This window comes from Sinosporangium album, assembly GCF_900100605.1.
GTDB classification, from domain to species: Bacteria; Actinomycetota; Actinomycetes; order Streptosporangiales; family Streptosporangiaceae; genus Sinosporangium; species Sinosporangium album.
The window spans coordinates 77,087-92,349 of sequence record NZ_FNCN01000009.1 but is presented as its reverse complement, the minus strand read 5'-3'; the positions used below and the strand labels follow the sequence as shown (position 1 = coordinate 92,349).

General features: G+C 69.9%; 13 protein-coding genes. 4 read left to right on the top strand and 9 right to left on the bottom strand.

The genetic code is table 11. The features are described 5' to 3' along the window. Position 1: 1 nt before the first annotated feature. Positions 2 to 442 carry a hypothetical protein gene (locus BLQ73_RS11615; protein ID WP_218125785.1) on the bottom strand — a complete coding sequence of 147 codons (441 nt, stop codon included), beginning with the start codon at positions 440 to 442 and terminating at the stop codon, positions 2 to 4. 325 nt (positions 443 to 767) lie between these two features. Between BLQ73_RS11615 and BLQ73_RS32250 the strand changes: the two genes are divergently transcribed. Further along, a complete protein-coding gene (locus BLQ73_RS32250) occupies positions 768 to 1,604 on the top strand; it encodes a hypothetical protein (protein ID WP_093170411.1) in 837 nt (278 codons plus the stop codon). Between the two features lie 109 nt (positions 1,605 to 1,713). On the opposite strand, the gene BLQ73_RS11605 is transcribed toward BLQ73_RS32250, so the two are convergent. From BLQ73_RS11605 to mshB, 3 genes are read right to left on the bottom strand one after another with little or no spacing between them, the layout of a single operon-like run. Beyond that, positions 1,714 to 2,295 carry a flavin reductase family protein gene (locus tag BLQ73_RS11605; RefSeq protein WP_245691007.1) on the bottom strand — a complete coding sequence of 194 codons (582 nt, stop codon included), beginning with the start codon at positions 2,293 to 2,295 and terminating at the stop codon, positions 1,714 to 1,716. 9 nt (positions 2,296 to 2,304) lie between these two features. Then, entirely contained in the window at positions 2,305 to 2,775 is a 471-nt protein-coding gene (locus BLQ73_RS11600; RefSeq protein ID WP_143020215.1) for a DUF6113 family protein, read from the bottom strand. A gap of 11 nt (positions 2,776 to 2,786) precedes the next feature. After that, positions 2,787 to 3,686, bottom strand: coding sequence for an N-acetyl-1-D-myo-inositol-2-amino-2-deoxy-alpha-D-glucopyranoside deacetylase (gene mshB / locus BLQ73_RS11595; protein WP_093170409.1), 900 nt, complete (start codon positions 3,684 to 3,686; stop codon positions 2,787 to 2,789). A 46-nt stretch (positions 3,687 to 3,732) separates the two neighbouring features. Between mshB and BLQ73_RS11590 the strand changes: the two genes are divergently transcribed. Continuing rightward, positions 3,733 to 5,808, top strand: a complete 2,076-nt coding sequence (locus BLQ73_RS11590) for a S9 family peptidase (protein WP_176955381.1) — start codon at positions 3,733 to 3,735, stop codon at positions 5,806 to 5,808. On the opposite strand, the gene BLQ73_RS11585 is transcribed toward BLQ73_RS11590, so the two are convergent. The 5 genes from BLQ73_RS11585 to BLQ73_RS11565 form a co-directional block, all read right to left on the bottom strand. After that, positions 5,805 to 7,583 (bottom strand): ABC transporter ATP-binding protein, encoded by a 1,779-nt coding sequence (locus tag BLQ73_RS11585; RefSeq protein ID WP_093170408.1) that lies wholly within the window; start codon positions 7,581 to 7,583, stop codon positions 5,805 to 5,807. The two genes, BLQ73_RS11590 and BLQ73_RS11585, sit on opposite strands and share 4 nt — an antisense overlap. A gap of 5 nt (positions 7,584 to 7,588) precedes the next feature. After that, positions 7,589 to 9,277: an ABC transporter ATP-binding protein gene (locus BLQ73_RS11580; RefSeq protein ID WP_093170407.1), complete on the bottom strand. Its 1,689-nt coding sequence runs from the start codon at positions 9,275 to 9,277 to the stop codon at positions 7,589 to 7,591. 116 nt (positions 9,278 to 9,393) lie between these two features. Beyond that, complete coding sequence (locus BLQ73_RS11575) at positions 9,394 to 10,128, bottom strand: succinate dehydrogenase/fumarate reductase iron-sulfur subunit (RefSeq protein ID WP_093170544.1); 735 nt, start codon at positions 10,126 to 10,128, stop codon at positions 9,394 to 9,396. Positions 10,129 to 10,133: 5 nt separating this feature from the next. Further along, positions 10,134 to 12,062 (bottom strand): fumarate reductase/succinate dehydrogenase flavoprotein subunit, encoded by a 1,929-nt coding sequence (locus tag BLQ73_RS11570; RefSeq protein WP_093170406.1) that lies wholly within the window; start codon positions 12,060 to 12,062, stop codon positions 10,134 to 10,136. Further along, the gene (locus tag BLQ73_RS11565) at positions 12,059 to 12,817 is read right to left on the bottom strand and encodes a succinate dehydrogenase cytochrome b subunit (RefSeq protein WP_093170543.1); all 759 of its coding nucleotides are present in this window, start codon (positions 12,815 to 12,817) and stop codon (positions 12,059 to 12,061) included. The genes BLQ73_RS11570 and BLQ73_RS11565 overlap by 4 nt, the downstream gene beginning before the upstream one ends. Before the next feature lie 260 nt (positions 12,818 to 13,077). Between BLQ73_RS11565 and BLQ73_RS11560 the strand changes: the two genes are divergently transcribed. Next, on the top strand, positions 13,078 to 14,028 hold the full coding sequence (locus tag BLQ73_RS11560; protein WP_093170405.1) for a LysR family transcriptional regulator: 951 nt from the start codon (positions 13,078 to 13,080) through the stop codon (positions 14,026 to 14,028). A gap of 416 nt (positions 14,029 to 14,444) precedes the next feature. Further along, a complete protein-coding gene (locus BLQ73_RS11555) occupies positions 14,445 to 15,248 on the top strand; it encodes a hypothetical protein (protein WP_093170404.1) in 804 nt (267 codons plus the stop codon). Positions 15,249 to 15,263 lie beyond the last annotated feature (15 nt).

Here is a 15,263-nt window from a genome sequence, read left to right as displayed (position 1 = left end):
CTCAGGAATCGGCGGCCGAGTCGCTCTTCCTCGCCCATCGCGGTGACCTGCGCTGGTAGAAGCCATCCTCCAGCACGGCAAGGCGCTCAAAAGGGTTCCACGACGCCAGGTCACCGCACACGGCATACGACACCCCGAGCGACAGCACGTACAGCGGGAGCATGGGCAGTCCGAGGCACGCCGCCCACTGGGTGGCGTGCCTGGCCTCATGCTTGAGCAGGTTGCCTTGGGCGAGATACGCCGTGTCGTGCTTGGTCAGCACGACGTTGCCGACGGTGAACGCGCCCGCGATGGGAAACGGGAAGCGATAGCCGACGGCGAGCACCAGCCCGTCGGGGCCGGGGAGGCGGCGAGCCCCTCCCACCACGCTGACGGCAAGCCCGAGCGGAGTGCTCAGATTCACGTAGTTCAACACCCTGCGCATCTTCGGCCACGTTTCCACGTCGGCCCGACCTCCCTCCGAAAACGGTCACTGCCGGTACGGCTTCCGCCCGCCCGATCCCCGCTCACGCGGTCAGCCAACCGTTCCCTCCGCCGGTTCCGCCGCGATCGACCGCTCCAAGATGCCGAAATTTCCGGGATTAGTTGACCATGTCTCTGATGCCGAGATAATTACCCGACAACCAAACCCATAGACGCCCCCGATGATGATTGGCATCCCCCCGCTCATGAGATCAGTCATTGTGGCGGCCCTGGTGTGTTTAAGCGCGCTCGGAGCTGTCGGAGGATTTGTCCTTAGCCAGACCCCGTCCGAGCCGTCCTCCTTAATGGAGACCGCCTCGCTCAGCGCGGCGGCGGCCGCCGTGACCGAACCCGCGCGGGCGACCGACCTGCGCCTTCAGACGCCCACCCCCTCCCCCGCCGCGACAGCGACGGCGGCCCCCGCCTATACCGCCACGACCAAGATCGTCAAGAAGAGCGGGTACTCCTACCTGCAGGTCAAGGTGCAGACGCGGTCCAGCGCGAAGTTCAACGTTCGGCAGCGCGTGTGCCGAGCAAGCTCCTGCCGTACCGAGTCGCGGGACCTCATCGTCGCCAGCGGGAAGACGGGCACCACGACGCCCCTGCTGGGCAAGGGTTCCTACCGCAAGAGCGGCAAGCCGGTCGTCTCCGTGCTCCCGCTCCCGACCGTAACGACGACTGTCAAGGCCACGCCCACCGTGACCGCCACGGTGACCGCCACCCCCACCGTCACGGTCACCCCGCAGCCCGCCCCGACCGTCACGGTCACGGCCACGGTGACCGCCACCGTGACGGCCAACCCGACGGCGACCGCCACCCCCAACCCCCAGCGCTGCGGCGCCCCGGACAACGTCTGGGGCTACCACTACTGCAACTACGGCAACACCGTCGCGAACCCGCCGGCACAGTTGTGCACCGTGTTTGAGTGCATCCCTGCCTACGACGAAGGCGACGGCTACGTGGTCGTCTGCCAGGACGGAAAGCTCAGCAAGTCCGGCGGCCAGCAGGGCCACTGCTCCCACCACGGAGGATGGAAGGCGGACCTTCGAGACGGCTGGAACGGGACGACCACCAACTCGGCGGCCTCGGGCGCCCAGAACCCCTACACCCAGGAAGGCCAGCCCGCTCAAGGCGGGCAGTGACCACGCGACCCGCTCGTCCCGGAGCACACCGCTCCGGGACGGGCGGACCGCCTGAGATCCCCCAGAGCCTGGCGACAGCCGTACAAACCCTCACGGCCGTACAAATCCCTCACAGGCGCCGGTAGCGGCCCTCGTGGTAGAGCAGCGGCGAGGCATCGGACGGGGCCTCCATGGCGACGACGGCGCCGATGACGATGGAGTGGTCGCCGCCGTCGTGGACGGCCGTGGTGCGGCATTCGAGGGTGGCGATGGCCCCGTCGAGGAGGGCCACGCCGAGGGCGCCGCGGTGGTGGGGGAAGCCGTCGAGCTGGCCTTCGAGGTCGCGCCCGCTGCGGGCGAACGCCCGGGAGGCGTCCTCCATGGTGTCACCGAGCACGGACACGCCCCACACGCCTGCGGCGAGGACGGTGTCGTGGAAGCGCGAGCGCCGGTCGGCGCAGAAGAGCGTGAGGAGCGGGTCCAAGGACACCGACGCGAAGGAGTTGACGGTCATCGCGTGATCGATGCCGTCATAGTGCGTGGTGATGACGGTGATGCCGGTGGCGAAGCGCCCGACGATGCGCCGGTAGGCGTCCTGGGCGAGTTGCTGCTCGACGAGCGCGCTGGTCACCGTGGGCGGCGGCCACAGCATCCACTCCATGGGCTGGTCGTGCGACCAGGTGGACGGCTGGAACTGGTCAGGGCTTCGCACGGTCACCGCCTACTTGGACCCGGGGATTGGGGAACGCAGCAGCCATGAGCCGGAGGCACCCGGCGCGGCCGGCACGAGGACCACGGCGGCCAGCAGTACGGCGAAGCCACCGTAAACGTAGATCTGGCTCGCCGTGTCGTCCGTGAAGACGAGGTCTCCGGCGGGCCGCTGGGCGAGCAGGGCCGTGGAGACGAGCCCCCAGGCCAGGGCCGTCACCGCCGCGGCCAGCCTGCTTCGGGCGAGGCGGCCGAGGCCGTGGACGACGGCGAAGAGCAGCATCAGGGAGACGATCGCGGCGATCGGGATGTCGCGGCCGAGATACCAGGTGTGTTCGAATGCCCCGATGGCGCCGAGGACGAGGCCCAGCACGAAGAGCACGGCGTAGAGCGCCGCGGCGGTGGCGGCGGCCGGGATCTTCGGCCCCCTGGGCTCCGGCTCCGGACCTGTCTCGTGGGCGGGGGCCAGGGGAGTTTCGCTCATGTGCATCGAGGCTAGTTGATGCCCGCGAACAGGTCGTTCTCCCTGGGGGAGCCGATACCGCCCGCTTCGAGTGGGGCTCCTGCGGCGGAGCGGCCGGGCACGCCGGCCTTGAGGATGTAGTGCTCGACGCCGAGCGCTTCTTGGCCGATGTTGTTGGACAGGGCGAACCACGGAGCGTCGACGCTGATCTGGGTGGCGTGGGCGCGCATGGCGCCGAGTTTGGCGCGCACGTGGGCGCGGGCGTCGATCTCGGTGGTGATGTCGGCGTCGGCGGAGCCGAAGGGCAGGTCGTCGATCTCGTTGGGGAAGAAGGAGGTGCCCGCCTCGCGGAGTGCCTCGTCGGCGCGGCGCATGACCGATGTGGCTATGGCGGTGAAGTAGAACTTGGAGATGCGCCAGGGGGTGCCCTCGCCGTACGCGGGGTCGGCGGCGAGTTCGAAGGCGCGCCAGGACACGCGGTATGCCTGGATGTGGTCGGGGTGGCCGTAGAAACCGTTCTCGTCGTAGGTGACGAGCACCTGGGGTCTCACCTCGCGGATGACCTTGACCAGTTCGCCGGCGGCTTCGTCGAGGTCGGCCTGCCAGAACGCCCGGGGGTGCTCGTTGGCGGCGACGCCCATCATGCCGGAGTCGCGCCACCGCCCGGGGCCGCCGAGGAAGCGGTGGTCGGTCACCCCGAGGGCCTCGCACGCCTTGGCCAGCTCGTCGATGCGGTGGTCGCCGAGGGTGTCGTCCCGGTCGGCGGCCAGGTGGCGCAGGTCCTCGGGGATCACCTCGCCTTCCTCGCCGAGGGTGCACGTGACGAGCGTGACATGCGCGCCCTGCGCCGCGTAGTGCGCCATGGTGGCCCCGGTCCCGATCGACTCGTCGTCGGGGTGGGCGTGCACGAGCAGCAATCGGCGATCGTTCATGCGTCCGAGCCTAACCTCCGGCCGGGAGGCTGGCAGGATTGGGCCCATGAGTGCGAGCTTTCCGCGTCTTCAGGCCAGGACCCGCAGATTCTCCCTCGGGGTTCCGCGCGCTTTCTCCATCACGAGCGACGGCGAGCGTGTCCTTTTTCTCCGCACGAAGGGCGGCACCGATCCGGTGACGTGCCTCTGGGAGGTCGATCTGGCGTCCGGCGAGGAGAGACTCGTGGTCGATCCCCGCACGCTCGACGCCGACGAGGAGAATCTCCCGCCGGAGGAGCGGACGCGGCGTGAGCGGGCGCGTGAGTCCGCCGGCGGTGTGGTGGTCTATTCGACGGATTCGGCCACGGTGAGGGCGGTTTTCGCGCTGTCGGGCGGGCTTTACGTCGTGGAGGTGGCGTCGGGTGAGGTGCGCCGCCTGGAGACGCCGGGCGCCGTGGTGGAGCCGCGCCTGTCGCCGGACGGCACCAAGGTGGCCTATGTGTGCGAGCGGGCGCTGCGTGTCGCCGATCTCGCGACCGGGGTGGACGAGGCGCTGGCCGAGCCGGAGAGCGGCACGGTGTCGTACGGCTTGGCGGAGTTCATCGCGGCCGAGGAGCTCGGCCGTTCCCGGGGCCACTGGTGGTCGCCCGCGAGCGACGCGCTGCTGGTCGCGCGGGTGGACGAGGAGCCGGTGCGCCGGTGGTTCATCGCCGACCCGGCGAACCCGGAGCGGCCTCCGGTGGAGCACCGCTATCCGGCGGCCGGCACGCCGAACGCGACGGTGGAGCTGTTCGTGGTGGGGCTGCCGGGTTCGCGGGTGCCGGTGCCGTTCGAGCAGGAATACCTGGTCGAGGCGCTCTGGGATCTCCATGGTCTGGCGATCGTGACGGCGTCCCGCGACCAGCGGTCGCTGCGCCTGCTCAAGGTCGATCCCGCGACGGGCGCGTCGGCGCCGGTCCGGGAGGAGACCGACGAGGCGTGGGTGGAGCTCGGGCCGGGCGCGCCGGCGCACCTGTCGGACGGCACGCTCGTGTGGACGGCCGTGGCGGAGGGCGGAAACCGCCTGTTCGTCGGGGAGCGGCCGGTGACGCCGCCGACGCTCCAGGTGCGGGAGATCCTCGACGTCGACGGCGACACGGTGCTGTTCCGGGCGAGCGGCGGCGATCCCGCCTCCATCCACTTGTGGACGTGGGCGGGCGGTTCGATCAGCCCGCTGACGACCGAGCCGGGCGTCTACTCGGGCATCCGCTCGGCGGGGACGACCCTGATCACCTCCCAGGACATGGAGACCGAGGGGGTGACGGTCAGGGTCTTCTCCCCCGGCCGCCCCACGGTGACGATCGCCAACCTGGCCGAGCGTCCCGGCCTCGACCTGCGCGTGTCGCTGTTCCGCGCCGGTGAGCGGGATCTGGCGGCGGCGGTGGTGTTCCCGTCCTGGCACGAGCCCGGCTCGGCCAGGCTGCCTGTGCTCATGGACCCGTACGGCGGGCCGCACGCGCAGCGGGTGCTGGCGGCGCGCGGGGCGTTCCTCACCAGCCAGTGGTTCGCCGAGCAGGGTTTCGCGGTCGTCGTGGCCGACGGCAGGGGCACCCCCGGGCGCGGCCCGGCGTTCGAGCGCGAGGTCCGGGGCGACCTGGCGGCCCCGGTCCTCGCCGACCAGGTCGACGCCCTGCAGGGCGTGGCGGCGCAGTTCCCCGACGACCTCGACCTGTCGCGGGTGGGCATCCGAGGATGGTCTTTCGGCGGCTATCTGGCGGCTCTCGCCGTACTCCGCCGCCCGGACGTGTTCCACAGCGCGATCGCGGGGGCCCCGGTGACGGAGTGGCGGCTGTACGACACGGCGTACACCGAGCGCTACCTCGGCGATCCGAACGCCGACCCGCAGGCGTACGACCGGTCGTCGCTGTTCGGCGACGCCGACAAGTTGGACCGGCCGCTGCTGCTGATCCACGGCCTGGCCGACGACAACGTGGTGGCGGCTAACACGCTGCGGCTCTCGTCGGCGCTGGTGGCGGCGGGCCGCCCGCACAACGTGCTTCCCCTGTCCGGCATCACCCATATGACGCCGCAGGAGGTCGTGGCGGAGAACCTCCTGCTGCTTCAGGTGGACTTCTTGAAGAAGACGCTGGGCGTGTCGAGCTAGCCCTTCGCGGCGTCCTCCGGCAGGGCCTCGGCGGTCCCGGTGCCGTGCCAGCTCTCCCAGAGAGCGGCATACGACCCTCCGGCGGCGATCAGCTCGTCGTGGGAGCCGAGTTCGCTGATGCGCCCGTCCTCCACGACGGCGACGCGGTCGGCGTCGTGCGCGGTGTAGAGCCGGTGGGCGATGGCGATCACCGTGCGGCCTTCGAGCACGGCGGCGAGCGAGCGTTCGAGGTGGCGGGCGGCCCGAGGGTCGATCAGCGAGGTGGCCTCGTCGAGCACCAACGCGCGCGGGTCGGCGAGCACGAGCCGGGCGAGGGCGATCTGCTGGGCTTGGGCGGGTGAGACGACCTCGCCGCCGGAGCCGACGACCGTGCCGAGCCCGTCCGGGAGCGCCTCCACCCATTCCCACGCCTCGACGGCCCGCAGGGCCCGCACCACCGCCTCGTCGTCGGCCTCGGGCCGGGCGATGAGCACGTTGTCGCGGAGCGTCCCCCGGAACACGTGGTGTTCCTGGGTGACGAGCGCGACATGACCTCGCAGCTCGGACAGGGGCAGGTCGACGAGGGGCACGCCGCCCGCGGTGACGGTCCCCTCCCGGGGGCCGTGGATGCCGGCGAGGAGCCGGCCGAGGGTGGACTTCCCGGCTCCGGACGGCCCCACCATGGCGATCCGTTCGCCGGGCGCGACCGTGAGCGACACGCCGTGCAGCACGTCGTGGCCCTCGCGGTAGGCGAACCGCACGCCGGTCGCCGTGATCTCCTCTCCGCGGGGTACGGCGTCGCCGGCGACACGGTCGTCCCGCACGTTGGCGACACCGAGGAGGCGGGCCAGCGACGCGCCGCCGACCTGGAGCTCGTCGATCCACGACAGGAACCTGTCGAGCGGGTCGACGAGCATCTGGATGTAGAGCGTGGCCGAGGTGACCTGGGCCAGCGTCACCCAGCCCTCGATGTAGAACAGCCCGCCGATGACCAGCGTCCCCACGACGGGCAGGACGTAGGAGATCTCCGCCGAGGGGAACCACACCGTGCGCAGGCCCAGGGTGTAGCGCTCGGCCTTGTAGGACCTCGCGATGTCGGCGTCGGCCTTGTCGATCCTGCGCCGCTGCAGCCCGAGGGCCTCGACGGTGCGGGCGCCTTCGGCGGTCTCGGCGAGGCTTTCCGTCATGTCGGCGTAGGTCGCGTTCTCGCGCAGGTAGCCGTCTCGGGCGCGCTTGAGATACCAGCGCGTGGACACCCACAGGATCGGCATCCCGAGCAGGCTCGGCAGCGCGAGCAGCGGGCCAACCAGAAGCAGGGCGCCGACCGCGAAGACGAAGGTCACCAGCGCGATGAGGGTTTCGGGTACCGCCTGGCGCACGCTGCGCGACAGCGCCGACACATCGCGCGAGGTGCGGGTGATCAGGTCGCCCGCCCCCGCGCGCTCCACCGTGGACAGCGGGAGCGCGAGCACCCGGTCGACGAACTCCTCACGCAGCTCGGCCAGCACCTTCTCGCCGAGCTTGGACGAGGCGGACACCGCCATCTTCATCAGCACACCCTGCGCGACGACGAAGCCGCCGATGGCGAGGGTGACGGCGAGCACGTTGATGCCGCCGCCCCGCTGGACACCCTCCACCAGGCGGCCGAGCAGGGGCGGCGAGGCGAGTCCCGCGACCGCGGCGAGGCCGTGGAGGAGGAGGGCGAGGGACAGCTCCTTCGGATACTTCAGGGTCAACCGCCGCGCGTAAGCGCGTACCTGCGCCTGGTCGGCGACGGGCAGACTCTCCACGCTCATCCGGTTCAGTCCTCCCCTCGGGTCACGGCCGCCCGGTAGGCGGGCACGCGGGTCAGCAGGTCGCGGTGGGAGCCCTCGGCGGCCACGGCACCGCCGTCCACGTAGATCACGTGGTCGGTGCGGTCGAGGACGAGGGGGCTGGTGCTGCAGACCAGCGTCGTACGGCCGGACCTCGCCTTGGCCAGCCGTTCGGCGATGCGGGCCTCGCTGTGCGCGTCGACGGCGCTGGTGGGCTCGACGAGGATGAGCACCTCCGGGTCGGTGAGCACGGCGCGGGCCAGCCGGAGCCGCTGCTGCTGGCCGCCGGAGAACTCCCGGCCCGATTCGGCGACATGGGCGTCGAGCCCGCCCGGGAGGGCCTCCACGATGTCCTCGGCGCAGGCGGCGTGCAGCGCCAGCCGTACGGCTTCGCCGTCGGCGCCGCCGCGCACGTCGAGTTCGTCGCGCAGGCGTCCAGCGAACAGCCTGGCGTTGTTGTCGGACACGAGGATGCGGCGGCGGACCTCAGGCAGGGGCAGGTCGGCGAGGGGCACGCCGCCGAAGGTCACGTCGCCGTCGGTGTAGCGGCCGAGGCGTTCGGCGATGGCGATGGCCTCCTCGGGGGTGCTCGCGGCGACGGCGGTGAGCACCCCGGGGCGGACGGCGACGCCGGAGGCCGCGTCGACCAGCTCTCCCCCTTCGCTCGTGCCGGTTCCGCCGCCGACCTCGGGCTCGATGGACAGGATGCGTATGACGCGGCGGGCGGCGACATGCCCCTTGGTGAGGGAGTCGGCGGCCTCGGTGAGTGTGCGCATCGGTGCGATCAGGAACACCGCGGAGCCGTAGAACGCCACAAGCTGGCCGGGGGTGATGGTGCCGCCGAGGGCGAAGGCCGCGCCGAGCCCGGTCACGGTGGCGATCAGGATGCCCGGCAGCAGCAGCTGAGCGCCTTCGAGGTAGGACTCGACCGTGGCGACCTTGACGCCGGCCGCGCGCACCCGCTGCGACTCCTCGCGGTAGAGGCCGGCGAAGACCTGCTCGCCGCCGATGCCGCGCAGGACGCGCAGCCCCGCCACGATGTCGGTGGCCCGGGTGGCGAGGTCGCCCTGCAGTTCGCGGTGGACGTGCTGGCGTTTGTGGAGGGGTTTGAGCAGCGGGCCGAGCGCGGCGAGCATGAGCGGGATGCCGATCAGCACGAGCAGGCCGAGCACGGGTGAGGTCGCGATGAGGATCACGGTGACGGCCACGATCGCCACGACCGCGCCGGAGCCTCGCAGCAGGATGTCCATGGCGCTGCCGATGTAGGCGATGTCGGAGTTGCCGACGCTGACGACCTCGCCGGTCGACATCTTCTTGGAGAGCGTCGCGCCGAGCCTGGTGGACTGCCGGGTGGTGAGCTGGACCGTACGGTAGGCCGCGGCGAGCCAGTTGAAGAACGCGTAGCGGTGGCGCATGACGCCGCAGACCGCCTGCGTCGCGCCGAGCCCGAGAAGAACAGCCCCCCAGGTGAGGAGGGCCTCGGTGTCTTTCAGCCGGATCGCGTCGATGCCTCTGCCGATGGCGGTGGGGACGAGGGCCTGGGCCAGCCACCACAAGGTGGCGAGGGTGATCCCGATTGTCAGCGCTCGCGCCTGTCGGCGTGCGGTCCATCGAAGGTAGCGGGAAGGGCTTCTGAGATCTGGGGTGCCGGGATCGGCCTCTGGTAGCGGGCGCATAACCAATCCAGGCTGGCAAAACCCGTGCTCAGCAGGCAAACGCTTTTCCGGCCCCCGCCGTACGGCAAAGCGCTCCGCCGGGCCGTACGGCACAGCGGAGCGCTCCCGCGTGACACTTATTTGGCCGAGAGGTAATCCCGGTTCATGCGCGCGATCGCGTCGAGCGAGATGCCCTTCGGGCAGACCACCGTGCACTCGCCGGTGTTCGTGCAGCCGCCGAAGCCCTCGGCGTCCATCTGCTCCACCATGGCCTTGGCGCGGGAGTCGCGCTCGGGCTGGCCTTGCGGCAGCAGACCCAGGTGGGTGATCTTGGCGGCGGTGAACAGCGAGGCCGACCCGTTGGGGCAGGCCGCGACGCACGCGCCGCACCCGATGCAGGTGGCGGCGTCGAACGCGGCGTCGGCCGAGTCCTTCGGCACGGGGACGCTGTGGGCGTCGGGGGCCGAGCCCGCGGGCACGGAGATGAACCCGCCGGCCTGGATGATGCGGTCGAACGCGGAACGGTCGACCACCAGGTCCTTGACGACGGGGAACGCCGACGCGCGCCACGGCTCGATGGTGATCGTGTCGCCGTCCTTGAAGTGGCGCATGTGCAGCTGGCAGGTCGTGGTGGCCCGCTGCTCGCCGTGGGCGACGCCGTTGATCACCATGCCGCACATGCCGCAGATGCCCTCGCGGCAGTCGTGGTCGAACGCGATCGGCTCGTCGCCCGCGACGATGAGCCGGTCGTTGAGCACGTCGAGCATCTCCAGGAAGGACATGTCCGGCGATACGTCCTCGACCTTGTAGGTCGCCATTCGGCCCTCGTCGTCGGGGCCCTTCTGTCGCCAGACGCGCAGAGTCAGGTTCATGCCGCTCACTTGTAGCTCCGCTGGGTCATCTTGACGTACTCGTACTCGAGTTCTTCCTTGTGCAGGACCGGCGTGCCGTCCGGGTTCCACTCCCAGGCCGCGACGTAGGCGAAGTTCTCGTCGTCGCGCAGCGCCTCGCCCTCCTCGGTCTGGGACTCGGCGCGGAAGTGGCCGCCGCAGGACTCGGTGCGGTGGAGGGCGTCCAGGCACATGAGCTCGGCCAGTTCGAAGAAGTCGGCCACGCGGCCGGCCCGCTCCAGCGCCTGGTTGAGCTCCTCGTTGGTGCCGGTGACCTTGACCCGGCGCCAGAACTCCTCGCGGAGCGCGGGGATGAGCTCAAGCGCCTTGCGCAGGCTCTCCTCGGAACGCTCCATGCCGCAGTAATCCCACATGATCTTGCCGAGCTCCCGGTGGAAGGAGTCGGCGGAGCGGTCGCCCTGGACCGCGAGCAGCCGCTGGATCTTGCCGCGCACTTGGTCGACCGCCTCGTCGACGTCCTCCTGCGCGACCTCGCCGAAGGAGCCGGAGCCCGCGAGGTAGTCGCCGACCGTGGTCGGCAGCACGAAGTAGCCGTCGGCCAGGCCCTGCATCAGAGCCGAGGCGCCCAGGCGGTTCGCGCCGTGGTCGGAGAAGTTGGCCTCGCCGATCACGAACAGGCCGGGGATCGTGGACTGGAGGTCGTAGTCGACCCACAGGCCGCCCATCGTGTAGTGCACGGCGGGGTAGATGCGCATCGGCTGGTCGTACGGGTTCTCCCCGGTGATGCGCTCGTACATCTCGAAGAGGTTGCCGTATTTCTTCTCGACCGCGTCGCGGCCGAGGCGGCGGATGGCATCGGCGAAGTCGAGGTAGACGCCGAGGCCGCCGGGGCCGACACCGCGCCCCTCGTCGCACACGTTCTTGGCGGCGCGGGAGGCGATGTCGCGGGGGACGAGGTTACCGAAGGAGGGGTAGATCCGCTCCAGGTAGTAGTCGCGCTCGTCCTCGGGGATGTCGCTCGCGGGACGGCTGTCGCCCTTGAGCTTGGGCACCCACACCCGGCCGTCGTTGCGGAGGGATTCCGACATCAGCGTCAGCTTCGACTGGTATTCGCCGCTGACGGGGATGCAGGTCGGGTGGATCTGGGTGTAGCACGGGTTACCGAAGTAGGCGCCGCGCCGGTGGGCGCGCCAGATGGCGGTGGTGTTGCAGCCCTTGGCGTTGGTCGAGAGGAAGAACACGTTGCCGTATCCGCCGCTCGCCAGCACGACGGCGTCGGCGAGGTGGGTCTCGATCTCGCCGGTGACCATGTCGCGCACGATGACGCCTCGGGCCCGCCCGTCGCTGACGACGAGGTCGAGCATCTCGTGGCGGGTGTGCATGGTGACCGTACCGGCCGCGATCTGGCGCTCCAGCGCCTGGTAGGCGCCGAGCAGAAGCTGCTGGCCCGTCTGCCCGCGGGCGTAGAACGTGCGCGACACCTGCGCGCCGCCGAACGAGCGGGTGTCGAGCAGGCCGCCGTATTCCCTCGCGAACGGCACGCCCTGCGCGACGGCCTGGTCGATGATGTTCACGCTGACCTGGGCGAGGCGGTACACGTTGGACTCGCGGGAGCGGAAGTCGCCGCCCTTGACCGTGTCGTAGAACAGGCGGTAGATCGAGTCGCCGTCGCCGCGGTAGTTCTTGGCCGCGTTGATGCCGCCCTGGGCCGCGATCGAGTGGGCGCGGCGCGGGGAGTCCTGGTAGCAGAACGAGGTGACCTGGTAGCCCAGCTCGCCGAGGGTCGCCGCCGCCGAGCCGCCGGCCAGGCCGGTGCCGATCACGATGACGCGAAGCTTGCGCTTGTTCGCGGGGTTGACGAGCTTGGCGGAGAAGCGCCGCTTGTCCCAGCGGTCCTCCACGGGCCCTTCGGGGGCCTTGGTGTCCTGGATGGGTTCACCGACGGTGTACTTCACTTCACCACTCCGATCATCACCGCGAACGGGACCGCGAGGAACCCGATGACCAGCACCAGGGAGAACGCGGCGGCGGCCAGTTGCAGGCCCTTGCGGGTCCGGCCGCTGGCCAGGCCGAGCGTCTGGACGGCGCTCCACAGGCCGTGCCTGAGGTGCAGCCCGACCATGACCAGGGAGACGGCGTAGAACAGCGTGACCCACCAGCGCTCGGGGGCGAATCCCTGCACCATGCGGTCGTACGGCAGGCCCGCGGAGCCGGCCGGGTTGGCGACGCCGAAGGTCAGGTCCAGCAGGTGCCAGATGAGGAACAGCACGATGATGACGCCGCCCCACCGCATCGTCCGCGTGGCGTAGCCTCCCGCCTGGTTCTTCCGCTTGGCGGCGTACTTCACCGGACGCGCCTTGGCCGCGCGCCTGGCGAGGGAGATCGCCGACCACATGTGCAGGCCGACCGCGAGGACCAGCACGATCTCGACAAGCGTCAGCACCGTACGGCGCGGCACGGCGGGCTCACCCGCGGTCCGCAGGAACTCGGCGTAGTCGTTGAACGACTGGGCGCCGGAGAACACCTTCAGGTTGCCGAGCACGTGACCGATCAAGAACAGCACCATGATGGCGCCGGTGACGGCCATGACGGCCTTCTTGCCGTTGGTCGAGGTGAAGCGGCCGGTCTTGGCGGCAGGCTTTGTAGGCTTTTTGGGGCTATGGGCAGCGGGCGGGCGCACCGAATCGGTGGCCTCTCCCCGGTCAATCATCGCGGTCACGAGTTCACGCTAAGTATCGAGAAATCTGACCGTCCAAGTCATCACATGCCTGGTTCCGATAGCCGCGAGCTATGATCTCTGCTTTGGCGTGAATGCGTGACAGCCGCGTTACCGGCATTGCGACTAATCTCACACCCCGCGACCTGCTTCCATCACGTAAAGCACACGCCTCGATCGCTGACCGGACCACGACCCCTTCATGCCCGGGGCGGCCGAAACCGATCATGGCGATAGCCGTACGCTATGGAGCTGTGCAGCTCCAGCAACTCGCCTACTTCGTCGCGGTGGCGGAGACCCGGCACTTCACCCACGCCGCCGAGCGGATGCGCGTCGCGCAGCCGTCGCTGAGCAAGCAGATCAAGGCACTGGAGACCGACCTCGGCGCCCCGCTCTTCAGCAGAGCGCGCGGCAACGTCACCCTCACCCCCGCCGGCGAGGCCCTCCTCCCGCTGGCCCGGCGCATGCTCGCCGACGCCGACACCGCCCGCCGCGAAGTCGGCGAACTGGCCGGGCTGCGCCGTGGCCGCGTACGGCTCGGCGCCACACCCTCCCTCTGCGCCGGCCTCCTGGCCGACGCGCTCGCGAGATTCCACCGCGACTACCCCGGCATCGAGTTGCTCGTCGAAGAAGGCGGATCGCGTGACCTCGTCCGCGCCCTCGCGCGAGGCCAGCTCGACCTGGCATTGATCATCCTGCCCCTGCAGGGAGACGACCCGTCCCTGGTCACCGAGGAGATCCTGCGCGAAAACCTCGTCGTCGTGTCGCCGTCGCACGCGCGGGGCAGGGTGCGCAAGCCGTACATCAGGATCGACGAGCTGCGCGGGCGGCCGATGGTGATGTTCCGCCGCGGCTACGACCTGCGGGAGGCGACGCTCAACGCGTGCCGCCAGGCCGGCTTCGAGCCGCGCTTCGCCGTCGAAGGCGGCGAGATGGACGCCGTGCTGCGCTTCGTGGAAGCCGGCCTCGGCATCGCCGTCGTGCCCTCCATGGTGCTCGACGGGCGGCCCGGCCTCACGGGGACACCGCTCGTGCCTCCCGGCCTCAGCCGTACGATCGCCCTCGCACACCGCAAGGACGTCGAACCGACGCGCGCCGCCCAAGCGTTCCGCGCGACCCTCCTCTTCTACCTCGCCGAGGCGGCTCACGAACGCAGCCTGCCCCCAGGCGTCGAACTCATCACCCCCATCAGCCCAAACCCCTGAGGGCTGTATTTGATGGCGACGCTTCGCGTCGCGGCGAGGGGGCTCTTGACGCTCCTCAGTCCAAGCACCGGCGCCCCCTCGCACTCCCAGGGTGGGCAGGTCCCGAACGGGGTGGCCGAGCTGTGTTTGTTGCGGGCCAGTGACAGGAATCACACGGCGTGAGGGAAAAAGTGAGTGACCCTGCTCACATACCGGCACTGCCTCGCCGTAACGTATCCCCCACTAATCGCGTGTACGGAGTGCAGTGCAACCATGAGCAGAGTGACCGATTGCACACTGCGGAGTGGCTACACGTGCTACCGGTGACGAGCGCGCGACCGCGCCTGCTGGACGCGACCAGGTCCAGCCCGCGCGGAACCCGCTAGCGACCCGGACCCTCTGGCGAGCGGGGTCCGTGGGAGGTGGAGAAGTCCGCGATGTCCCAAACAACGACCGACAGCCCGGTCAGGCGACAACGAGCACAACTCAAGGTCCGTACGCTACGCACCGACCGGTGGTGGCTGGCCCCCGCCCTCACCTTCGTGGCTCTGGCGTCCTTCATCGTGTACGGCTTTTGGGCGATCTTCGACTCAAGCTACTTCGTCGAACCTTATGTTGCGCCCTTCTCATCGCCGTGCCTGGCAACCTCATGTCCCGAAGGTGCGCGCTTCTTGGGGTTCGCCCCCTTCGGCGATTGGTTCACCCTCCCGCCCGGCATCCTGATTCTCGGCTTGCCTGCGGGATTCCGGCTTACCTGCTACTACTACCGCAAGTCCTACTACCGCTCGTTCTGGCTCTCGCCGCCCGCGTGCGCCGTGAGCGAGCCGCACAAGAAGTACTCCGGCGAGACCCGCTTCCCGCTGATCATCCAGAACATCCACCGCTACTTCTTCTACGGTGCGATCGTCATCGGCGCGGTCCTGAGCTATGACGCCGTCATCGCCTTCCGCAACCACGAGGGCGAATGGGGCCACATGGGCCTCGGCACACTGATCCTGGTGGTCAACGCCGTCCTCATCGTGCTCTACACCCTGTCCTGCCACTCCTGCAGGCACATCACCGCCGGGCGGCTGAACCACTTCTCACGCCACCCGCTGCGCTACAAGGCGTGGACGTGGGTGTCCAAGCTCAACGCCAAGCACCAGCAGCTGGCCTGGGTGTCGATGTTCTCCGTCATGATCGCCGACCTGTACGTCCGGCTCGTGGCCAAGGGGGTCATCACCGACCTCCAGTTCTTCTAAGCCGTCCTCATAGGA